A 22,806-nucleotide genomic window follows, 5' to 3' on the forward strand; every position below is an offset into this window, starting at 1 on the left:
TTCCTTGGCAGGGGCACTCCGCGGTTGCGGGGTACTTAACGACTGAATTTTCAGTTGTCATCAAGTCAGTTCATCATTGGTTTATTATTCAAAATGGGAGCTGATAGAAAAAGTTCGATTCAATGACGAATCGAACTTTTTTGATCAGAAAGCATGAATTACGTGTAAATTTTAATACGAGAAAATAGACTGGAGTTCTTACTGGTTTGATTGATTATGCAACCAAGCGTGTGATTGCCAAAGGATACTAACCAGTAGAAGCAAAAGGCCAATTAACGAAATTATAGCGCCCAATCGTAATCCGGGTGTATGATATTGTAATTTGACTTTATGCTGACCAGCGGGAATTTTTGCACCAACGAAACCTGTATTAACAACTTGAGTCTTAGTTGGTTTGTCATCAACTGTTAAGTGCCAACCAGTTGAATATGGAATCGAGGTAGTTAATACGCTGGCAGTTTGTGCTTGAGTGCGACCCGTAATGGTGTTGTTAGTTACCTTTTGTTGTTTAAGGCCGTGCTTTTGAATGGCCTTGATTTGACGCTGGTAGCGCCCCTTAAATCCAACTGCCATTAATTTTACATGATGGATTTTTAGTTCAGGCACTTGACTAAAACGAACGGTCACGATTCTTCGTAAATGACTTGAATAGCCTAAATTTAAAATAACACGTTTTCGAATCGAATAATTCGAAAGATTAGTTGGTGATTGTTGTGAAAAGTTGTTACTTCGATAAGCGGTTGATGCGGATAAATAGTAACCGCTGAGTTGCCAATCAGTATGAAGTGCCTGGCGAAACTGTTGAATCTTAGCTAATGTTGTATTGGGGCGATTAGCAAATACGGCATTAGCCGCATTATTTTGCAAAAATTGATTCAACGTAGGTTTGACCATTGTCATACCGCTAACCTCTAAATATAACTCTTTATTTTGCCACTTTTCAGGATGATCAAGAATTAAATCATAGGTCAATTGATGTCCCTGACAATCACTAACTAATTGATGTAGACCATCTTTGTTAGTGGTTTGATTGTCATTAACAATTTTTTTATTAGTAGTGACTAATTTCTGGCTTAGTCGGCTTGAAGAGTTGACTGGCCTGTCGGTAACATTCCTAACTTTAACGGTATAGGGGACAGTGGTGGCTATTTTTTGAGGTTGCACTTGTTTAACACCAGTTATTGGCTTATCAGTAATCGGCGCTTGTATCATTGCTTGCTCTTTATCAACAGCATTTAATCGTTGATATTTGGCTGCGCTAATCTGAGCGTTTTGCGTGGATACTAATGGTAAAAAGTTGTCATTAACAAAAACGATAGTTCCGGTTTTGTTAGATAATCCACCGGCCACTGGTTGATCTTTAAATATACTCACGTGCCCATCGTTGTTTTTTAAAGCATGATAGCCTACGGGAATATTTTTAGGGTCATAACGGTCTGCTAGTTCAAATATATAACGGACCCCCAGAAGGTTGCGTGTTGTTGTCCGACCATCAGCTGTGCTTAGTGGTGAATTAGGATCGGCCTCTTGATTGCCAATTGACTGTGAAAATTGGCTAATACTTCTATTCTGTACTGAGAAATAGGATGCAATATCATGGGTGCCGAGCAACATTGAGATGTTTTTCTTTCCAGAAGCAGCTCCTCTAGCATAGAATCCAGGGGTTAATGTAGTTCGATAGAAATTATCATTACGCGGTAAAGCTTTTTGAGCACCATCCAAATATTTATTAATCCAACTCGTGGCACTTCCACGATATAGTTGTTGTGGATTGGCAACTCCGGAACTGGTCATAGTTGCACCAAATCCAGTATTAATTAGATTAAGACATAGCAGAGTGAAACAGCCAATTATCAGTGTTAAGCGGCTTAAATGCATCGCACTTGACCCGATAAACCAGGTGATTAAGACGAATAGTAATATATATGATATTAGGTCGCGCGCACTAACGTTAAAAGTAAAACCATTTACGACCCAAATAATTATAATTAAGCCAACACTGGCGCCTAGAAATAGTCGGTAATCCCAACTATCAAGTTTTTTCCAGTCATCGATGAGTCGCATTGTAAGAACGCTGAACAGCAAAGTGCTTAATAATAGCCAACGATTGGAGGGCGAAGATAGAACGTTGAATGTGGCTGCAACAGCTGGAAGTAATAGGCCTACTAATAAAATAATGAGTAGACTATTTAAGTCCCATCGTTGTTTAAAATGACGTAACGAATGTAAAATAGCTAACCAAGTTAGGCTACTGATACCTAAAATGACCCAAAACGGCATCCCATCACTATTTAAAACCAAATTGGGTAGCGCAATATAATAACTTAATGGGTAGAGCGATAATCCGTTGGCAAATTGGCCACCTGTACGTGTCGAGTGCAACATGGCGAGGACGGTCGGAATAACTAACACTGCTGCACACGCTACACCGACTAAAACAGCGCTTAATAAGTGGTAAATCAATTGCCAAAATCGTGTATACGTTTTTGTTTGACGATATTGTTGCCAATAACGCCAGATTGTGTAAATAACGCTCCCGAGTGCTAATACGTAAGCAAAGTAAACGTTACTGGCAACCGTGATTGCAATTACTATTGCCAGGGGCCACCATGATTTTCCTCTGAATACTCGCTCAATTCCCCAACATAATAATGGGAAAAAGATGAGGGGTAATAAGAAGAAGGGATGATGCATGCCGATGTGAAGTGCAAAAGCAGTGAAGGTATATGTTAAAGAACCAATTAAAAGACTTAAGCGGCTAAAGTGCCATATCCTAGCAAATGTTAAAAAAGCTAGGCCCGTAGCATATAAGCGAATCAAAATCAGAAACTGATATGCAAATTCAATTTTAGTAGTTGGAAATAGAGCGACTAAGTAGTTGAATGGATCGCCGACAACGTAATACGCAAAAGTCGTCATTTGATCGGCTCCTAGGCCAAGATTCCAAGACCATCCAAATAATGATTGTGTGCCAATTCCCTTAAGCATTTTTTGGAATGCTGTTAGTATTGGCAAATGCTGTGAAATCCCATCTACTGTCCAAATCAAAGACCGTCCGTCCAGAAATAGTGGACTATAAATGATGCAAGTTAAAATAATAAAGGCTACTGTATAAGTAATCCAAACTGGTACTTTCCCCAAATGACGCATGAAATTCTCCTTTGTATATTGGCATAAAGTTTTAAAAAGATTAACTAAAAATAATTGAATGCAACCAACATAGAGATATAGTCAATCTCAATGATTCCCGGGTTGTAACAACAAAAGTCTATTATCTGCCAAGTAACTGGTGATTTTCAACTGTTATTTAATGATTTGAGGTATTTATTAACTGATAATGATTTATTAAATTGGCCCTTGATTGATACAATGACTTTGAATTACGGGTACTTGCGGTGAGAAATATAGGTAAATTGAATCATGATACTTTAATTTTACAGATTATAATGTGTGGGTTTTATTATTGCTATTAGTTTGTAACTTAACGACTTAGAGAATACTCAGATAGATTACTAAGTTAATAAATTAATTCTAGTCACAATAAGTTAACGGTTAATCAAGATGGGCCTAAATTTTCGATCTCTGATTAGCAGAATTACTAAAATTTAGAATGAAATTGGGCAGACATAACTAAAATTCCCACGGTTACCAGCACTATCTGGACGGGGCCTTTCAATAAATTGGTACGGCCTAATTAAGAACTTAAGCTTTTCTTTAAAAAGTGCTACCGCAAGTGCGTATTAAATGGTAAATTAATAGAAGTAGTTTTGTCATATTTCTTACATTCATAGGGAAGAGGGATTATTCACATGGTCTTTAACTTGGTAGTTAATATTATTGGGATTGTGGTTTTTATTGCCATTGCCTACTTATTCTCCAAGCAAAAGCACGCCATTAACTGGCGTTCAGTTGGTGTCATGTTAGTACTAGAAGTCTTATTGGCATGGTTCTTAACGGGTTCACAAGTCGGTGTCGACGCGGTTAAAGCAGCGGCAGATGGCTTCACTTGGCTCGTCAATGTATCATACGATGGGATCGCCTTTGCGTTAGCTAGTTGGGTTAACGTTAAGTCGATGGACTTCGTCACTAGTTCATTATTACCAATCTTGTTGATTGTGCCATTATTCGATATTTTGACCTATATTGGCGTATTACCATGGATTATCAAATGGGTTGGCCGGGGCTTAGCTTACATTACTGGTCAACCAAAGTTCGAATCATTCTTCGTTGTTGAAATGATGTTCTTGGGCAACACGGAAGCTCTTGCTGTTTCGCAGTTACAATTGAAGCAGATGAAGGCACAACGAAACTTGACGATTGCGATGATGTCAATGAGTTGTGTGACGGCATCGATCTTAGGGGCTTACATTAAGATGATGCCTGGTCAATTCATTTTGACGGCGGTGCCAATGAACGTCTTAAACGCTGCGATTATTGCTGCAATCTTGAATCCGGTCGAAGTTAAGCCGGAAGAAGATACCATTGCGAAAATCTCAGGTAGTGCGGCTGTTGAAGAAACTACTGCCACCACTGAAACGAGCGGTTCTGAAGAATTAGCTAATGAACAAGTTAAGGAAGCTAAACCAGCTCGCGAACCATTCTTCTCTTTCTTGGGTGATTCAATCTTAGGCGCTGGTCGCTTGATTTTGATTATTGCTGCTAACGTTATTGCTTTCGTAGCGTTAGCCAAATTAATTGATAAGTTGTTAGGTTTAATCAATAGCAATTTATCACTTGAAAACATCTTTGGGGTTGTCATGTTCCCATTTGCATGGTTACTTGGCTTTAACCCAAGTGATGCTTTCCAAATGGCTTCATATATGGGAACGAAATTAGTGACTAACGAATTCGTTGTCATGGGTGAAGTTTCCAGCAAAGTTAACGATTTTGCACCGCATTTCCGGGCAGTCTTAACGGTCTTCTTAACGTCCTTCGCGAACTTCTCAACGATTGGGATGATTATTGGAGCTTTCAAGGGAATCGTTGATCGTGAAAAGAACGATTTGATTTCACGGAATGTTGGTTACATGCTATTATCTGGGATCCTGGTCTCCTTACTATCAGCCGGTGTCGTTGGGTTGTTCGTTTGGTAGTCGGTGATATAATTTAATCTTGAATTAAACGTAAGAGTGTCAGCTATTCGGCTGGCCTCTTTTTTATTAATGAATCATCGGGTCATACTTTTATCCGGTGTCGTTTTTAACGGTGAGATGTTCAAGGCAGTTCATGAATTTGACTAGAAAAATTGCAAACTAGAATAGCTGTCAATGATGGCTGTAAAAGCAGACTTTTCAAGGGTTATTGCGATTTTAACAGCGGGGCTGTGCATTGATTTTAAGTGTTATTTACGTTAAAGTTATGAGGTGACGTGAAACATTGAGTTGTTTCACAAAAAGAGGACGAATGTGACCCCTTTAAGGAGAGCTATTACTAATGAATCCAGAAGAATTTAAACAAGCGTTAGCCCAACACGAGATTGCGCTGACGGCAAAACAATTGGCACAATTTGCGCTGTATTTTCAACTATTGGTCACGACTAATAAGCAGTTCAACCTGACCACGATCACAGCGGAACCAGAAGTTTATCTTAAACATTTTTACGATTCACTCACGCCAGCATTCTACGTTCCTGCGCTGCGTGATCAACCGCTCACGATTTGTGATGTTGGCGCTGGAGCCGGTTTCCCGTCGATTCCGCTCAAAATTGCGTTCCCACAGTTACAAGTGACGATCGTTGATTCATTGAATAAGCGAATCAATTTTTTAAATGATCTAGTCCAACAATTAGCCTTAACGGGCGTGCAAACGTTCCATGATCGCGCCGAAACGTTTGCTGGCAAGAAGTCTGCTCACCGGGAAAGCTACGATATCGTGACAGCTCGGGCAGTAGCGCGCCTATCAGTATTGAGCGAACTCTGCCTACCACTCGTTAAAGTTGGCGGCCAGATGATTGCATTGAAAGCAGCCAATGCCCGTACTGAAACGGCTGAAGGGACATACGCCGTTCAACAATTAGGGGGCCAAATTGCTCAGGACGAGGCCTTTAGTTTGCCCGTGACTGCTGATCCGCGCCATATCATTGTTATTGATAAGAAGAAGCCGTCACCGAAGCGGTATCCACGCAAGCCGGGGACACCGGCGAAACAGCCGTTAACGGCACCAATGTAAGGTGGGAGGTAATTTCAATGGCATTTTCATTATTTGGTTCTAATCGTGATAAACATAAAACCGAGGCGGCCACGACCCCCACGGAGCAACAAATTGTCCGTATTCCGGTCACTGCCATTATCCCCAACCGGTTTCAACCCCGGCAAGTCTTCGATGAAACTGGTATTGCTGAATTGGCTGCTACGATTGCGGATCACGGCTTGTTGCAGCCAATTGTCTTGCGGGAATACGAACCGCAGAAATACGAAATTATCGCTGGTGAGCGGCGGTTCCGCGCCATTTCTTCACTTCATTGGGCGGATGTGCCGGCCATCATTCAAAAGATGGATGATGGTGAAACCGCGTCAATGGCGCTGATCGAGAATTTACAGCGACAAGATTTAACGGCCATTGAAGAGGCTCGGGCCTACCAAGAACTGATGGAACTCAACCAATTGACGCAATCGGCGCTAGCGAAAGAATTGGGCAAAAGTCAGTCGTTAGTTGCGAATAAGTTGCGATTGTTGAAGTTAGCACAGCCGGTTCAAACGGCGTTGTTGCAGCGACAAATCAGCGAACGGCACGGCCGCGCACTACTCAACTTGGCTGTGGAGCAACAGGCTGCGGTTTTGAAACGGGTGCTTGCTGATCAATTGACGGTCAAAGAAACAGAACAGCTAGTGGCGAAGACCCAAACGCCGCCGAAGCCCAAACGCAAACGTGCACGGGGGTTGACCGGCGATACGCGAATTGCTGTGAATACGATCAAAAAATCAATTAAGATGGTAACTGATGCCGGCTTACCCGTGAAGACCCATGAAGAGGATACGGATGACGGGTATCGGATTACGATTGAAATTCCAAAAAATCAACCAAGGGGTGATCAATAATTATGGGAACCGTAATTGCACTCGCTAACCAAAAAGGTGGCGTTGGCAAGACAACCACGAGTATTAATCTCGGGGCTAGTCTGGTCGAATTAGGCCAAAAAGTTTTATTAATTGACACGGATGCGCAAGGGAATGCGACCAGTGGTTTAGGTGTTCAAAAGTCGACCATCGAACGTGAAATCTATGACGTTTTAATCAATGACGTTCCCATTAAAGAAACCATTATCCCAACGAGTCATAAGGGTTTAGATATCGTTCCGGCTACAATTCAGCTTTCTGGGGCAGAAATCGAACTGACACCGATGATGGCACGTGAGACCCGCTTACGTGATGCCATCGATGACGTGAAGGATGATTATGATTATATTTTGATCGATTGTCCACCGTCGTTAGGCTTGCTGACCATTAATGCGTTTACGGCTTGTGATTCGATTTTGATTCCGGTTCAAAGCGAGTACTATGCTTTGGAAGGGCTGAGTCAGTTATTGAATACGATCAAGCTCGTACAAAAACATTTTAATAAACAGTTGCGAATTGAAGGCGTGCTATTGACTATGTACGATGCCCGTACCAATCTCGGAGCCCAGGTCAACGAAGAAGTTCGGAAATACTTTAAGGACGCCGTCTATAAGACGATTATTCCCCGCAATGTGCGGTTATCTGAAGCACCTAGCCACGGCCTATCGATTGTCGATTATGATGCCCGTTCGAAAGGTGCGCAAGTCTACTTAGCTCTAGCAAAGGAAGTGTTGGCCGCTCATGGCAAGTAAAGATAAAGATAATAAGGCGCTGGGACGCGGTATTGGAGCTCTGTTTGCCGATGTTAACGAACCAGCTAGTGAAGAAGCCGTGGTTGATCTAGATCTTAAGGATATTCATGCCAATCCGTACCAACCCCGGCGAACTTTTGATCAGACGGCACTTAAGGAGCTCGCCAGCTCGATTGAAAAGTCCGGCGTTTTCCAGCCAATCATTGTACGACAACCGGATGCCGAGCTGAATAAATATGAAATCATTGCTGGTGAACGGCGTTTTCGGGCGTCGAAGCTCGCTCATCAAACGACTATTCCAGCCATTGTCCGTGATGTTACCGAAGAACAAATGATGGAAGTAGCGGTGCTTGAAAATCTACAACGGGAAGATTTAACTCCGCTTGAAGAAGCTGCGGCCTACGATTCGTTGATGAAGAAGCTGAAGTTGACGCAGGCGGAAGTCTCAAAGCGCCTAGGCAAGAGTCGGCCATATATTGCTAATTATTTGCGGTTATTGGGCTTGCCAGATGGGGTCAAACAGTATATCCAAAAGGGCCAACTGTCCATGGGCCAGGCTCGAACGCTTTTGTCTTTGAAGGATAAAACCAAGTTAGCGCCATTAGCGAAGCGCGTCGTGAAGGATAACATGACGGTCCGTCAGTTGGAACAAATCGTGGCGCGTTATAACGGCGAGTCCAAGGAGCCGGCCAAAAAAGTTGCACCCAAGAAGTCACCGTACATCCGTGCGAGTGAAGAACAATTACAAGAGAAGTTTGGGACGGCCGTTTCGATTCAAACTAAGGCGAACAAAGCTGATCAAGGGAAAATTGAAATTCCGTACTTGTCAAATGAAGATTTGACACGGATTTTAGAAATTCTCAGTATTGATTTAAATTAATTAATTTATAAAGGGGCGTTGCGCATGTATGATTTAGGTGATATTGTCGAGATGAAAAAGGCGCATCCGTGTGGTGTCAATCGCTGGGAAATTACCCGGATGGGCGCTGACATTAAGATTAAATGTACGGGATGTGGTCACGTGGTCATGATGCCGCGTCGTGAGTTCAATAAAAAACTCAAAAAGGTATTAGAAAGCAAAGCCGATCAAGCTTAATTATTAAAAAAGGAAGAGTGAATAACCGATATGGCACTTACAGCAGGTATCGTTGGGTTACCAAACGTTGGTAAATCCACATTGTTTAACGCAATTACGAAGGCGGGCGCCGAAATGGCCAACTATCCATTTGCGACGATTGACCCCAACGTTGGGATGGTTGAAGTTCCCGACAAACGACTAGACCGAATTCAAGAAATCATCCCCGCAAAGAAGGTCGTTCCCACGACTTTTGAATTTACGGATATCGCCGGGATCGTCAAGGGTGCTAGTAAGGGTGAAGGACTTGGGAACAAGTTCCTTGAAAACATCCGCCAAGTTGACGCAATTGTGCACGTGGTCCGGGCCTTTGATGATGACAATATCACCCATGTGACGGGTAAAGTCGATCCGCAAGATGATATTGAAACAATTAATCTAGAATTGAGTTTAGCGGACTTAGAAGCTGTTGATAAGCGTTTGGCTAAAGTGCAACGGGCTGCTAAGGGGAGCGATAAAGAAGCTAAGGCTGAGCTCGCTGTTTTGCAAAAGATCAAACCTGCCTTGGAAGCCGGCAAACCCGTGCGTTCACTAGAATTCAACGAAGATGACCAACAAATCGTCAAGGGCTTATTCTTATTAACGTCTAAGCCAGTGCTGTATGTAGCCAATATTGCCGAAGATGACATGGCCGATCCAGAAAACTCTAAGTATTTCCAAGTGGTTGCGGACTATGCTAAGCAAGAAGGAGCCCAAGCCATTGGTGTTGCTGCTGAAACTGAAGAAGAAATTGCCGAACTAGATGATGACGACAAGGCCGACTTTTTAGCAGCTGAAGGCGTTGAAGAGCCTGGCTTGAATAAGCTGATTCGGGCTTCTTACAAGCTATTAGGACTGGAAACCTTCTTCACGGCTGGTGGTAAGGAAACCCGGGCTTGGACGTTTAAACGCGGTACTAAGGCCCCTCAAGCAGCGGGAATTATTCACTCTGATTTTGAACGTGGATTTATTCGGGCTGAAGTGATGTCTTACGATGCTTTGGATGAAGCCGGTTCAGAAGCAAAGGTCAAGGAAAATGGTAAGCTGCGTTTGGAAGGTAAGGACTATGTCATGCAAGATGGCGACATCGTCGAATTCCGCTTCAACGTTTAAGCTGAAAGGAGCAATTGTATAGTGAGTGAGAGCGAAACTTCAAAGACACCTAGGAACGCCGCGGCCGGGGCCAAGCAGGCTCAAGCCGCAGAACGGCCAGTTCACGAAGCGACTGAGTTGACGAAGCGCAATGCTGAATATATGCGTCAGATGCGCAAGTCACTTGATGCCACAGCGTTGAGTGGTGAGAAAAAGACGGCAGTTCTGAATGAAATGACGTCTACATTGTTAGCGGAACAAGGTCGGGGAACCACGGCTCGTCAATTATACGGGACCGTTCAAGAACGGACCGAAGAGATTGTGAATCCAAAAAAGACACCGGTAGAACGTCAAAAGGCGAACTATTGGGTCACGGCGCTGGACAATGGCTTGATGCTATTCATGATTTTCTGCTTAATGTACGGGATCATGGGCTTCATCGGCACGAACGCTACTAAGAATTCAGCTGGTGCCAACGGGATCACCGCTATTCTGATTACGTCCGCCATTGGTGGTTTGGGCGTTGCTAAGTTATTCGAATACTTAATGCCTGCTAAAGATGGCAAGAAAGTTTCGTTATGGAAGAAAATCGCGTGGTCAGTACTGGCTATCATCGTTTGGATGTTAGTCTTTACAACCATGTCAATGATTCAAGGACCATTGAACCCGGTCTTACCAGGAATCGCGTACTTGATCATTGCCGTCGTCGTCTTCTTCGCCCGGATGTGGTTGAAGCGGCGCTTTAATATTACGACGAGCATGTTTTAGGCTCGGACTGAAAGACAAGCTGATGGCGTGCATTGGCTTGTCTTTTTGTCGATTGCAAGTGGTCATTGCTTGTTATTCACCTAGTTAGCTTTTAAACTGGTGATACGGATGTAATGACTGAATGAAAGTTGTGTGTGAAGTACGCTCGGCCCAACCTGGAACATTCGGTTGGGCGTTACAGGCTTAAAATAAGAACTTTCTGAAAATCTGCGCAACCCCTTGCATTTATCGCGATGTTTTGTTACCTTTACAGATAAAAATAAAAACATAAGGAGCTAACGTTCAATGTCTAATTGGGATACAAAGTTTGGAAAAAAGGGTTATACGTTCGATGATGTACTATTAATTCCGGCCGAAAGTCATGTTTTACCGAATGAAGTCAATTTAGGTGTTAAACTTGCCGATAATTTACAGCTGAATATTCCAATTATTAGTGCGGGAATGGATACTGTTTCAGAATCCGCAATGGGAATCGCGATGGCCAACCAAGGTGGCTTAGCTGTTATCCATAAGAACTTAAGCATTGAAGCGCAGGCTGAAGAAGTTAAGAAGATCAAAGCGGTCGTTAAGGATGATGATCACCCACACGCTGCCGTTGATGCCAACAATCACTTGTTGGCCGTTGCGGCTGTTGGGGTCACTAGTGATACCTTTGACCGGGCTGAAGCCCTATTTGCCGCTGGTGCGGACGCCATCGTTATTGATACGGCTCATGGTCATTCCGCTGGTGTGCTTCGGAAGATCAAGGAAATTCGGGCCCACTTCCCTAAGCAGACATTGATTGCTGGTAACGTTGCGACGGCAGAAGGCACGCGTGCTTTATTTGAAGCTGGTGTTGATGTTGTTAAAGTGGGGATTGGCCCTGGTTCAATCTGTACGACCCGGATTGTCGCTGGTGTCGGGGTGCCACAATTAACAGCGGTTTATGATTCTGCCAGCGTTGCTCGCGAATACGGCAAAGCTATCATTGCTGATGGTGGGATCAAGTATTCCGGTGATATCGTTAAGGCCCTCGCTGCTGGTGGCAACGCCGTGATGCTTGGGAGTATGTTAGCCGGAACAGCCGAAGCACCGGGTGAGGTTGTCTTTGACGATGGCCGTCAATACAAGTTCTATCGGGGCATGGGTTCCGTTGGGGCGATGTCACAAGCTCATGGTTCGTCTGACCGGTACTTCCAAGGCGGCGTGAACGAAGCGAACAAGTTAGTTCCAGAAGGTGTTGAAGGACGTGTGCCATTCAAAGGCAGCGTTGATGATATTATCTTCCAAATGTTAGGTGGTTTACGTTCTGGCATGGGCTACGTTGGCGCTAAAGACATTGATGCCTTGATCGAAAACGCCCAGTTTGTTGAAATCTCTGGCGCTGGGCTCCGCGAATCACATCCACATGAAATTCAAATTACAAAGAATGCACCGAACTATTCAGTCAACGGTTAAAATGACGATATCGTATGAGTCAGTCTGATTGGTTTAGTTGAATAAGCATCAAGTAAGCGTAGAACATCAACTTTGTTCTATGCTTTTTTTGTCTGGTGAGTACCAGCGGAAAATATAGGCAGATGTAACGTTCGTGTAGATTGACCGTAGTGCTTCTTTCTTGTTAGGACGTTGATACTAGCTCTGTACACGATTGTGTTACTTATTAAGTTCATTAGATTTTTAATGATATCGTGGTATTAGTGATGCAAAGAAAGGGGCTAATATAAATGAAGTATCGGTTAATAGGGGTAGGTGCGAGTCTAGTCATCGCAGTCATGTTAACAGGGTGTCAAGCGAAGGCTACGACATTGGTCAAGTCAGATGCTGGCCAGGTCACACAAGCGGAAGTATTTAAACAAATTGAAAACCAGGCGACGACGCAACAGGCTGTTCAAGAATTGACTCTAAACAAAGTCCTTAATCAACGATATCATGTTTCACAAGCTGAAGTAACTGCTAAATTAAAAGCATTCAAACGGCAGGCAGGCGCAAATTATCACATGATTTTAGAACGTAATCATGTCACTGAACCGCGTTTAAAATCGCAAATCAAAGCGAATTTATTGATGGAGAAAGCCATTAGTGCTAAGTATCCAGTGACTAAAGCACAACTAAAAAAAGCCCGAGCAGCTTATATGCCAATGACAACGGTTCAACACATTGCGACGGCCAATGAGAAGCAAGCGCAAAAAATTATTGCTGAACTGAATGCGGGTGCTAGCTTTGATTCGCAAGTGCGAAAATATCAGAATAATCGACAAGCGCACACAACTGCTGGAAAATTAGCGCAGTTTGACAGTTATAATCAAACTCTAGCACCAGCAATTGTACAGGCTACAGCCAAACTACGAGTGGGACACTATGTCACGAAACCGGTCAAAACAGTTATGGAAACTGCCGACACGAAAGACAAACCAACTTATGAAATTATCAACGTTGTCAGTCGTCGATCTAAGACTGCGGCTGTAACTGATGATAGCGGTAAGCGGATTGATGTGACAAATTATTTGCGTGAAAAAATCCAGCAACAGCGGATGATGGACAAGCAGACGCAAGTTGCGACGATTCGGTCAGTTTTCAAAGCGGCCCACGTTAAGGTAGTTGATGCCCATTTCGCACCAGCGTTTAATGATTATTTAACCACCCAAAATAGCTAACAATAGAATCATCAGCAATGATGTGATGATTATGAACGCGTCTCTTAACCTGTCATGGGTTAAAAGGCGCGTTTTCGTTAGGTACTGATGATTAATTGCGCTATGATGGACTTATTAAAACGTATTGTACCAGTTTAGTGAGGTGCCAAATTCAACATATTAAGTAGGTGAGTAGATGCAACGGTTTCAGTCACGCCATTTATTCCAGTTACGAGAAATTGGCTTGGGCTTAACCTGTATCGGTGGCTTTATTGACGCATACACATTCATCCAACGGGGTGGTGTCTTAGCAGCTGGTCAAACGGGTAATTTGATTTTTCTCAGTGTTGATGTGGCACAGTGGAATTTACCGGGTGTGTTGACTAAATTAGCAACAGTCCTCTTTTTTACACTAGGTGTAATTGTTGTGGGTATACTGAAACAATGGTTGGGCGCGCGATCACACTACTGGCGCTTGCCCGTTTTGGTGGCAGAGCTGGTTGTTTGTTTAATGGTCGGCATGCTACCAGCGACTGTTAGTAATGCGATGGTGGTCCCACCACTCGCATTCGTGATGGCGATGCAGACGACAGCCTTCAGCGCAATCGCCGGCCACGGCTATAATAACGTGTTCTCTACTGGTAATCTCAAGAAGGCAACGATCGCGCTGACGAATTATTGGTTGACAGGCGTGCGCACGGAGCTTGACACTGGTTTAGTGTATTGGGAATTAGTGTTGAGCTTTGCTACGGGCGCGATTGTTTCGGCGATATTGCAGCGGTGGTGGACATTACGGACGATATGGGTTGCGGCGGGATTATTGATTTTAGTAGGTGGATACTATACTTGGTTATTAGTTCACCGTACGGCAAATGACGCGGAATAGTTGCGTTTTCTCTAAAATCAATCGTTAACTGCCAAGCCCGGCCGCTTTTTTGGTAAAATAAAAACAGAATTATTTAAGGAGAAAAATAAGATGAAAATTTTAGTAGTCGATGACGACAAAGAAATTGCACAACTATTAGAAATTTATATTAAAAACGAAGGCTATGAACCAATTAGCGCCTATAATGGCCGTGAAGCTTTGACTAAATTAAATACGAATCCTGATATTGCGTTAATGATTTTGGATATCATGATGCCTGAAATGGATGGGATTGAGGTCATCAAAGAAGTACGGAAAGATTCCCAACTTCCAATCCTAGTCTTGTCGGCCAAGACTGGTGATATGGACAAGATTCAGGGCTTGATTACGGGAGCTGACGATTACGTCACCAAGCCATTCAATCCGCTTGAAATTATGGCACGGGTCAAGTCACTATTACGACGTTCTGAAAATAACGTGACGACTACCGAGCCTGATATTTTGGACATTGGACCGTTAACGATCAATAAAGATTCGCACGAAGTTAAAACGTTGACGGGTAAGGATATTCAATTAACCGCGTTAGAATTTGGTATTTTGTATTTGCTCGCAAGTCATCCTAACCGAGTCTTTTCAGCTGATGATATTTTTGAACGTGTTTGGCAGCAAGAAAGTATTGTCTCAGCTAAGACCGTGATGGTGCACGTGAGTCATTTGCGGGATAAGATCGAAGAAGCCACGGATGGAGAAAAAGTCATTCAGACCGTTTGGGGCGTTGGCTATAAGATTGAATCGCGTTAAGAGTGAGGGTTAGCTTTTGAAATTAACGGGACGCGAAAAAAGTGAATTATTTTTTGAAGGGGTAGTGACGGTGATTTTGCTACTCCTTTTAAACTTGTCGATCGTAGTACTGATCAACAGTACGATTGCGCATAATCCGGGGTTACAGAGCGGTATTTTCCAAATTAAACGATCGATTACCATTGGTCCCAATAACTACCAGCTATGGAGTTATGAAAACATCTTTATTGGACTGATGCTGATTGCGGACGGTTTCGTATTATATTGGCGATTAATTCGACGATACAAACAGATGCAGTTACGACATATTATTAGTGAGTTGCATTATATTGCGGCCGGCCACTTTGACCATCGGATTGACTTTAATCTGACTGGTGATACACAACGAGTCGTTGAAAGTGTTAATGCCTTAGTAGACTCGGCAATCCACTCGATGGACGAGGAACGGGAAATTGAGCGGTCTAAGGATGCGTTAATTACGAATGTCAGTCATGATATTCGAACGCCGTTGACGTCAATTATCGGCTATTTAGGCTTAATTGAGAACAAACAGTACCAATCAGAAGAGGATTTAATTAAATATGCGCATATTGCCTATTTGAAGGCAACACAAATGAAGTCACTGGTTGAAGATCTGTTTGAATATACGAAATCACGGCAGACAGAGACACCGTTGGCCATTAATCGGTTAAACTTGACGGCCATGTTAGAACAGTTAGCGGCAAGCTTTGAGCTGGAAGCGAACAAGAAGCATCTGAAGATTGAAGTAGAAAGTGGCACGCAGCCTATTTACATTGAAGCCGATGCTGAAAAGCTGGGGCGGGTCTTCAGCAATTTGATCACTAATGCGTTTAAATATGGAACTGGTGCTAAAAACGTAGTATTACAAGCTGAACAACGTGGTGAAGAAGTCGTGATTCACGTCACGAATGATGGTCAGCGTATTCCAGCTGAGTCGTTGGGACGCTTATTTGAACGGTTTTATCGGGTTGAAGAATCGCGTTCTAAGGCGACCGGGGGTTCTGGACTGGGCTTAGCGATTGCCCAAAGTATCGTGGATCACCACGGTGGCTATATTTATGCGCAAAGTGATGATGAGCAGACAAGTTTTGTTATTCATTTGCCAGTTAAACATGACCACCCATTAACAAAAAAACAATCGGATATGATAAATTAACTTGTTTCCACAGACATAATTATTTAAACTAAAACTAGCATTAGCAATTAAGAAAGGGATAATTGAGAAATGAGATTTGCGGGAAAGTTAAAGAAAGTTATGATTGCCCTCGTTGCGGCAGTCACGTTTAGTACAGCTGGTTTAGGCATTGCGGGGGCTGACCTCCAGGCCCAAGCAGCCAGTACACCATCGATCTCTGCGAAAGCCGCCATTGCGGTTGACGCGTCGACCGGTCAGATCCTGTATGATAAGAACAGTAGTAAGCCAATGGCGATCGCATCAATGACGAAGATGTTAAGTACATATTTAGTGCTTAAGGCGATCCATGAAGGTAAGTTGTCTTGGAATCAAAAAATCAGTGTTAGCAAGGCAGTCGCTAAGATGAGCCAAAACACGGAATATGCGAACGTACCGTTATTATCAACGAAGACGTATTCAGTGCGGCAATTATATAACGCGACTGAAATCTATTCCGCTAACGCCGCTATCACAGCCTTGGGTGACGCGGTAGCCGGGACGCCCCATAAGTTTGTTAGCTTGATGCGGAAGACGGCTAAATCATGGGGGATCACGGACGCTACCATTATTAATGCCAGTGGATTAACCAATAAAGAGGTTGGCAGCACAATTGGGTACAGTAACGTTGCCGCCAGTGCTGAAAACGAAATGTCAGCACAAGATGTTGCTACCGTTGCGCAAAAGCTATTATCAGATTACCCAGAAGTTTTAAAGACTTCTAGCATTGCCCATGCTTGGTTTGAAAAGGGCACTAGTTCAGCAACCAAGATGGATAACCGAAACTACATGCTCAAAGGATTAGTTAAACATTACTCCGCACTTCCTGTGGATGGTTTGAAGACTGGGACTTCCACTAAGGCTGGGAATGCCTTCACTGGGACCGTTAAGTTTAGCAATGGTAACCGGATCATTACGGTCGTCATGCATGCCGGTGCCGCTAACGATAGTGGGACGGAACGTTTCACTCAAACGGCTGAAATCATGTCATATGTTTACCACAACTACACGACTACGACGATTAACAAGAATGGCAAGATCAATGGTGTGAAAGCCGTTGATGTCCAAGATGGGAAGTCCTTAACGTCGCAACTCGTTTCAAATAGTGGTGCAACCAAGATTTACTTGCCAACCGGGACGGATGCTAGTGCCGTTACTGGTAAGGTCAGCTTGAAGAAGTCGGCGACAACCGATGGTAAATTACAAGCACCCGTTAAGAATGGCAAGACTGTCGGTACTGTTAACTTGAACCTAAGCAAGAAAGCTATCAAGGTAGTTGACGGAACGACTAGCAAGAATATGACCATCAATGTAACGCCTAAGAAGTCCATCGACAAAGCAAATATCTTTGTACGGATGTGGCGCGGGGTTAAGAGCTGGTTCAACTAAATTATAGCAGTTAGTGTATTAGATTCTGTGGGTGCATTAGCTTAGTAAACGCTACGAGATATTTCTTAAAAGATATATTCCTCTTTGAGTAGGCAAGCTAGTAATTGAGACTTGCCTGCTCAAGGAGGATTTTTTTGTTGGCAATAGTGATTCATGACAGGCAACTAATGACCAGGGCTGTGCCACTGATTTAGCTAATTAAAAATAATTAGCATCCAGAGTAATTTCAAAAAGGCACTGTCAAGGATGACCAAGTTGAACGGCTGCGGATGTTATGATAAAAAGAGTATTAATAGTCTTCATTTGGCGATGCTAAAAAAGCAACGTTTAAATCGGGATAATTATGAGGTGCTTTGTTAAAAATTATTCCCTAAATTAGGCCGTGTGCCTATCTTAGTCACTACTTCGACTATTCGCTACAAGCGTTCCAGTTTGAGCGTTCTTTCTTTTTTTGCTAATATTTGAATGCTAGCTTTGCGGATAAATTGCGATTCCATTTATGTAGAATTTGTTAGCATGATCCACGATTAACTGTATAATGAAGACTGATAACAGTAGTTAAACCGAATGGAGTGAAAGTCACCTATGAGCGTATCATTACGAACTGCAACCATGTCAGATTTACCCATTATTGTAGATATTTACAATCAAACGATTCCCAGTCATCAAGTGACGGCTGATCTTAAACCAGTTACGGTTGAGCAACGTCGAAATTGGTTTTTGAGTCATACCCCTGAACACTATCCGCTGTGGGTTGTTGTAAAGGACGACTCAGTGGTCGGTTGGGTTAGTCTGTCACCATTTTATGGACGGGCAGCGTATGCAAAGACGACTGAAATTTCAGTTTATTTGGATCGCAGTGTTCAAGGACAGGGAATCGGTAGCCAGGTTTTGACATTAGTTCCTAAACAATTACCTGTGTTGGGATTAACAACGATTATCGCTTATATTTTTTCAAGTAATATTCCAAGCATTAAGCTGTTCAAAAAGTTTGGGTACGAACAGTGGGGGTTTCTGCCAGAAGTCGCTGAATTAGGTGGCCGACCGAATGACTTAGTGATTCTGGGACAACATTTCAAGTAAAAAATGGTATTGATACCGCTTACATACACTTAAAAACTTAACAAGGTGTAGGATTGCAATAAAAAACATGTTAAAATTAAGTCCGAGTGTCTAAGTAATTTGACGCTCGCTGTTGTTGCTAGAATTCTTTACTGGTATGGTACTGGAGGCATTCTTGGTGAAAAAGAACGAGCCAAATTGGTTAGTGGTATTACGAACAGTAATGCCACTTGGGCTTAGCTATATTCCCATCGGGTTAGCTTGTGGGGTTTTATTGCATGCGGCCGGGTTCAACCATCTACTGACGGCGTTAATTTCGGTAATGGTCTTTTCCGGTGGCGCCCAATTTTTAATTGCATCGATGCTGACAATTAATGCACCGATGACAACCATTATTTTGATGATGTTTTTCTTGGAGTTACGGTACGCCTTATTAGGTTCCAGCTTATCGCGCTATCTGAAGGGGCAATCATTACCGTTCATTTTTACGTTTGCGTTTTCGATGAATGATGAAAATTACGCGGTCAACTATTTAAAGTTTGCGACGGACAAGCATTGGAAGCCATCGCAGGCCTTAATGGTCGAACACTATTCGTTATTATTTTGGACGGTAAGTAATATTATTGGTAGTTTGATTGGCAGTGCATTGACGATTAATCTCCAAGTGGTGGATTTTGCGCTGACGGCACTATTCATTTATATGGCAATTATGCAAACTAAGAGCCGTTTGATTATCTTAGTGGCAGTTTTGTCTGGCGTTCTAACGATAGGTTTTCTGGTCTTAATGAAGAGTACGCTGGGCCTAGTGGTGTCAACACTACTCGCGTCGTTGACCGGTTACTTTATTGAACGTTACTTGTTGGCACATAAGCCAGAAAGTCATTTACTCTATAAGGTTCACGATCCTACTGGCCAAACAGCCATGGAAGAATCTGACAAGTAGGGCACAGAGGGGTTTTTCTTATGCAATCAGTCAGCTCAATGAGTAGTATGGACCATTTTTGGTTGGTCATTTTTTGTGCGTGTGTGGCTTTCATACCACGCTTTTTCCCGCTACTGTTCTTTACGAAGCGGAAGATCCCAGAATGGTTTAATGAATGGATGCGGTTCGTACCCGTCTCACTATTCACGGCGTTAGTTGTTAAAAGTGTCTTTATCGATAGTAAGTACGCAGTGATCACTTCTGGCAATCTGGGGATGATTATTTCTGCTATTCTCGTTGGATTTGTGGCTTATCGCACGCGTTCAATGACTTTATCAGTGGTGATTGGTCTAGTCTCAGTGATGATTTTTGTGTTACTAATTCATATTTAGATTTTGTTGGAACTGGGTGACCCGGTTCTTTTTTATTATGATGAAAAGAGGATACGTTGATGGTATGGTTATTGGTTTTCTTACCCGGATTATTGGCTGGTCTGGTCCAAGGGTTAACGGGCTTTGGTGCGGCCATCGTCATGATGATCTTTTTACCACAGTTGTTTCCGATTGCTCAAAGTGCGGCCGTGGCGGGCGTTATTATGGCAGCCAGTGTCATAACATTAGTTTGGCGTTATCATCAGCATATCCACTTTCGTCAGATTATTGTGCCGTTTATCGTTTATGCCAGTGTGGCGGCCTATTCGGTACATCTTGGTCAAGTTTTAGATGTGCAATTATTGCGACGGTTATTAGGTGCGCTGTTAGTTTCGTTAGCCGGGTACTTTAGTCTGAGCAAACGTGCGGCGAATCAGACTTATCCGTGGTGGTTAGCCGGTCTCTTCATGATTATTTCGGGGTTCTTCAATGGGTTATTCGGTATTGGCGGCCCGCTGATGGCCCTTTATTTTCTATCACTTGCCGATACGACTGCGGATTACTTGGGAAATTTGCAGACTTTCTTTTTGATCGATGTGGTCTATATTTCGACAGTCCGCGTACTGAACGGTATTCTGACGCCAGTCTTGCTCCCCCATATTATGATTGGTATGGTAGGTGCGGTCATTGGGACGGCGCTGGCGGCACGAATCCTGCCGCGGCTACCCATGACGACAGTCCGGCATTTGATCTACTTGTTCATTGGACTTAGTGGCGGGTATTATTTGATTGCGCCAGTTTAGAACGAGGTATTTATCACCTTCATTACGAGTTGATTTTAGTGGTCAGGCGCAATGCGTTTGGCCTTTTTTGATGGTGCAAATCGTCCAAGTGTTAAAAAATATTTTCAGAAAGCAGCGGTAGCACTTCGACAATCTGTCTTCGGTTATAAACGAGTTAATCCCAATGTATAAATTTAATATTATTAATTTAATAATCAAGAATTTGCCAGCTACAGCTGGAACAGCGCTTATCTGTTTTGGGAGCAGACGTGGATGCGTAAGATAGTGCCGTTGAGCGTACCTGACTGTAGCTTCTTAATCGGCCTTGCGCACGGTTCTAAAGTTGAACAACCGGGATTGAAATATTTATTGTTGAAGATTTTTTATTTTAACGATGCTTAATTACAGGTGCTACATAGCTGAAAAAAGCATTGGCTTATTGGTTTCCTTTTAGTATAGTTTTATTCTAAGAACTGCTAAATTGGGGAGATATATGAATAGCTACAGACGAATTCAAGTTATTGCAGGGATTTACTTGCTGATATACATTGCGGCACTTTACTTTTCGACGGGGGTTCAGGTTGGATTTAAGCTGGATAGTAATCAGCTCACTGGGTATGTGAGTTGTGGGCTGTTGCTGGCCGTAATTATGGGGTCAGAGTTTGGCAAACGATTAAGGATAAAAAAGCTATTTTCAATTTTGATACTAGTTAGCTGTTTGATTATTCTAGGGATAACTAGATTCAATGTTGTGAGTTTTAACGAGGCCTTCTGGTACTTTATCTTATTTGTTCGATACATCCCGTTCATTGTATTGATTGAAACCATCATCTTTATCTTTGACCTAGATTGAGCAAACCAGGCCCTAATGAGCATTCAACTCATTAGGGCCTGGTCTTTTAGTATTCTAGAACCTGGTTATGCCGAACTTTTAGTTGGCGTGAGTCTGCCATAGGACATTAGTGTGGATGTTGGCAACTACGCTAATCTTCGTCGGTAATCGTGCCTAGACCGTATTGATAAAGTAGTTCATCAGTACGATTAAGATCAAAGCGCTGACTAAGTGCGAAGATGACCAGAGCATCCCATTCATCCTTAGCATAAAGGACGGCGTAACCAGTTCGCTTGAGCATCGTGTTAAGCTCGGTCAGGGTCAGTTGAAAACCGAATCCGAGGGCGATGATGCGAGCCCGGTTAGGTCGGCGCTTGCCATCGAAGTACTGGTAACCGATCGAGGGCGTTAGATTAGCGCGCCGAATGACTTGGCTTTTAGTGACGTGTTTGATTTGAATAAGCTCGGCGAGGTATTCCGCCGGATTGGTACGAATAAAACTAGTGGCCATATTTGTCATAAATTGGTCGGCCTCACTTGCATGTTTGATTTCGTTAAATAGTTCCTTAGTTGCGCGTTCTACCACGGTTAGTGCCCCCCTAATACTCCTTCTTAATTAGTATTAGTGTACCAGAAACTACTGTAATTTAAAGGTCAAATGCCGATCACTGAAGTAGCTGGGATTGTAGATGAGTTCAACGGACCCATCTGCTTTGGCTTGACCAGTCATGGTACCACTGACAGAGCCACCAGCGGTCAGGTCACCACTATCTAATTGGTTATTTTCATCAATGTTGATCTCATCTAGGCTAGTTTGGTTACCGGCGGCCTTGATTTTAAAGTCAAACGGGTTATAGCTGACTTTATCTCTACCGCTATTTTTCAATGTTACGGTGACCGTATAATATTGATTGCCAGTTTTAGGCTGAACATCATTGAGCGTCGTTGCGGTTTTAACATTATTAACCGTTACTTGCACGTGATCGATGGTGGCTGTCTGCCCGACTTTATAAATCGTATTTGCCGGGGTTTCCTTAGCGGTGGACTTGCTAGCGCTGGTCTTTTTGGTCGTCGCTGCTTGTGAGTTTTTACCGTCTTGTGGAGAATTGACGAGGCTGATGACAAAGAAGATGCCAAGGAGAATCAGGACCCACGCCCACCATTTTTGATACCAAGCTTTCGTTTTTTGCATGA

Annotated in this window: 23 protein-coding genes; 20 read left to right on the top strand and 3 right to left on the bottom strand. The window is 43.1% G+C overall.

Annotation, left to right across the window (positions count from 1 at the left end):
- Positions 1-198 precede the first annotated feature (198 nt).
- Positions 199-3,150 carry a YfhO family protein gene (locus E5260_RS01915; protein ID WP_003642435.1) on the bottom strand — a complete coding sequence of 984 codons (2,952 nt, stop codon included), beginning with the start codon at positions 3,148-3,150 and terminating at the stop codon, positions 199-201.
- 659 nt (positions 3,151-3,809) lie between these two features.
- On the opposite strand from E5260_RS01915, the gene E5260_RS01920 reads away from it, so the two are divergent.
- The 20 genes from E5260_RS01920 to E5260_RS02010 all read left to right on the top strand — a co-directional run bounded on the left by E5260_RS01920 (position 3,810) and on the right by E5260_RS02010 (position 21,633).
- On the top strand, positions 3,810-5,093 hold the full coding sequence (locus tag E5260_RS01920; protein WP_003642434.1) for a NupC/NupG family nucleoside CNT transporter: 1,284 nt from the start codon (positions 3,810-3,812) through the stop codon (positions 5,091-5,093).
- Between the two features lie 340 nt (positions 5,094-5,433).
- Complete coding sequence (gene rsmG / locus E5260_RS01925) at positions 5,434-6,168, top strand: 16S rRNA (guanine(527)-N(7))-methyltransferase RsmG (RefSeq protein WP_003642433.1); 735 nt, start codon at positions 5,434-5,436, stop codon at positions 6,166-6,168.
- Positions 6,169-6,185: 17 nt separating this feature from the next.
- A complete protein-coding gene (noc, locus tag E5260_RS01930; protein ID WP_003642432.1) occupies positions 6,186-7,037 on the top strand; it encodes a nucleoid occlusion protein in 852 nt (283 codons plus the stop codon).
- Between the two features lie 2 nt (positions 7,038-7,039).
- A complete protein-coding gene (locus E5260_RS01935; RefSeq protein ID WP_003642431.1) occupies positions 7,040-7,807 on the top strand; it encodes a ParA family protein in 768 nt (255 codons plus the stop codon).
- Positions 7,797-8,687 carry a ParB/RepB/Spo0J family partition protein gene (locus E5260_RS01940; RefSeq protein WP_003642430.1) on the top strand — a complete coding sequence of 297 codons (891 nt, stop codon included), beginning with the start codon at positions 7,797-7,799 and terminating at the stop codon, positions 8,685-8,687. The genes E5260_RS01935 and E5260_RS01940 overlap by 11 nt, the downstream gene beginning before the upstream one ends.
- Positions 8,688-8,711: 24 nt before the next feature.
- Positions 8,712-8,903 (top strand): DUF951 domain-containing protein, encoded by a 192-nt coding sequence (locus E5260_RS01945; RefSeq protein ID WP_003639829.1) that lies wholly within the window; start codon positions 8,712-8,714, stop codon positions 8,901-8,903.
- A 30-nt stretch (positions 8,904-8,933) separates the two neighbouring features.
- Positions 8,934-10,034 carry a redox-regulated ATPase YchF gene (gene ychF, locus E5260_RS01950; protein WP_003642429.1) on the top strand — a complete coding sequence of 367 codons (1,101 nt, stop codon included), beginning with the start codon at positions 8,934-8,936 and terminating at the stop codon, positions 10,032-10,034.
- 21 nt (positions 10,035-10,055) lie between these two features.
- Entirely contained in the window at positions 10,056-10,781 is a 726-nt protein-coding gene (locus tag E5260_RS01955) for a DUF1129 domain-containing protein (RefSeq protein WP_003642428.1), read from the top strand.
- Between the two features lie 285 nt (positions 10,782-11,066).
- Entirely contained in the window at positions 11,067-12,218 is a 1,152-nt protein-coding gene (gene guaB / locus E5260_RS01960; RefSeq protein WP_003642427.1) for an IMP dehydrogenase, read from the top strand.
- Positions 12,219-12,487: 269 nt separating this feature from the next.
- The gene (locus E5260_RS01965; protein WP_003642426.1) at positions 12,488-13,417 is read left to right on the top strand and encodes a peptidylprolyl isomerase; all 930 of its coding nucleotides are present in this window, start codon (positions 12,488-12,490) and stop codon (positions 13,415-13,417) included.
- A gap of 175 nt (positions 13,418-13,592) precedes the next feature.
- Positions 13,593-14,282 (top strand): YoaK family protein, encoded by a 690-nt coding sequence (locus E5260_RS01970; RefSeq protein ID WP_003642425.1) that lies wholly within the window; start codon positions 13,593-13,595, stop codon positions 14,280-14,282.
- Positions 14,283-14,372: 90 nt separating this feature from the next.
- Positions 14,373-15,062 carry a response regulator transcription factor gene (locus E5260_RS01975; protein ID WP_003642424.1) on the top strand — a complete coding sequence of 230 codons (690 nt, stop codon included), beginning with the start codon at positions 14,373-14,375 and terminating at the stop codon, positions 15,060-15,062.
- Positions 15,063-15,078: 16 nt separating this feature from the next.
- On the top strand, positions 15,079-16,239 hold the full coding sequence (locus tag E5260_RS01980; protein ID WP_003642423.1) for a sensor histidine kinase: 1,161 nt from the start codon (positions 15,079-15,081) through the stop codon (positions 16,237-16,239).
- A gap of 69 nt (positions 16,240-16,308) precedes the next feature.
- Positions 16,309-17,643 carry a D-alanyl-D-alanine carboxypeptidase family protein gene (locus E5260_RS01985; RefSeq protein ID WP_003642422.1) on the top strand — a complete coding sequence of 445 codons (1,335 nt, stop codon included), beginning with the start codon at positions 16,309-16,311 and terminating at the stop codon, positions 17,641-17,643.
- 585 nt (positions 17,644-18,228) lie between these two features.
- Positions 18,229-18,726, top strand: a complete 498-nt coding sequence (locus E5260_RS01990) for a GNAT family N-acetyltransferase (RefSeq protein ID WP_003642421.1) — start codon at positions 18,229-18,231, stop codon at positions 18,724-18,726.
- Between the two features lie 136 nt (positions 18,727-18,862).
- The gene (locus tag E5260_RS01995; protein ID WP_003642420.1) at positions 18,863-19,648 is read left to right on the top strand and encodes an AzlC family ABC transporter permease; all 786 of its coding nucleotides are present in this window, start codon (positions 18,863-18,865) and stop codon (positions 19,646-19,648) included.
- 20 nt (positions 19,649-19,668) lie between these two features.
- A complete protein-coding gene (locus E5260_RS02000) occupies positions 19,669-20,019 on the top strand; it encodes an AzlD domain-containing protein (protein WP_003642419.1) in 351 nt (116 codons plus the stop codon).
- 59 nt (positions 20,020-20,078) lie between these two features.
- The gene (locus E5260_RS02005; RefSeq protein WP_003642418.1) at positions 20,079-20,801 is read left to right on the top strand and encodes a sulfite exporter TauE/SafE family protein; all 723 of its coding nucleotides are present in this window, start codon (positions 20,079-20,081) and stop codon (positions 20,799-20,801) included.
- Positions 20,802-21,053: 252 nt separating this feature from the next.
- Complete coding sequence (locus tag E5260_RS15345; protein ID WP_003642416.1) at positions 21,054-21,182, top strand: hypothetical protein; 129 nt, start codon at positions 21,054-21,056, stop codon at positions 21,180-21,182.
- Between the two features lie 91 nt (positions 21,183-21,273).
- Complete coding sequence (locus E5260_RS02010) at positions 21,274-21,633, top strand: hypothetical protein (protein ID WP_003642415.1); 360 nt, start codon at positions 21,274-21,276, stop codon at positions 21,631-21,633.
- A 130-nt stretch (positions 21,634-21,763) separates the two neighbouring features.
- Here E5260_RS02010 and E5260_RS02015 read toward each other — a convergent pair whose 3' ends face one another.
- Both E5260_RS02015 and E5260_RS02020 read right to left on the bottom strand, forming a co-directional pair.
- The gene (locus E5260_RS02015) at positions 21,764-22,198 is read right to left on the bottom strand and encodes a hypothetical protein (protein WP_003642414.1); all 435 of its coding nucleotides are present in this window, start codon (positions 22,196-22,198) and stop codon (positions 21,764-21,766) included.
- Between the two features lie 51 nt (positions 22,199-22,249).
- Positions 22,250-22,804 (bottom strand): DUF4352 domain-containing protein, encoded by a 555-nt coding sequence (locus E5260_RS02020; protein ID WP_003642413.1) that lies wholly within the window; start codon positions 22,802-22,804, stop codon positions 22,250-22,252.
- Positions 22,805-22,806 lie beyond the last annotated feature (2 nt).

The sequence above is a fragment of the Lactiplantibacillus plantarum genome (assembly GCF_014131735.1).
Lineage (GTDB): Bacteria > Bacillota > Bacilli > Lactobacillales > Lactobacillaceae > Lactiplantibacillus > Lactiplantibacillus plantarum.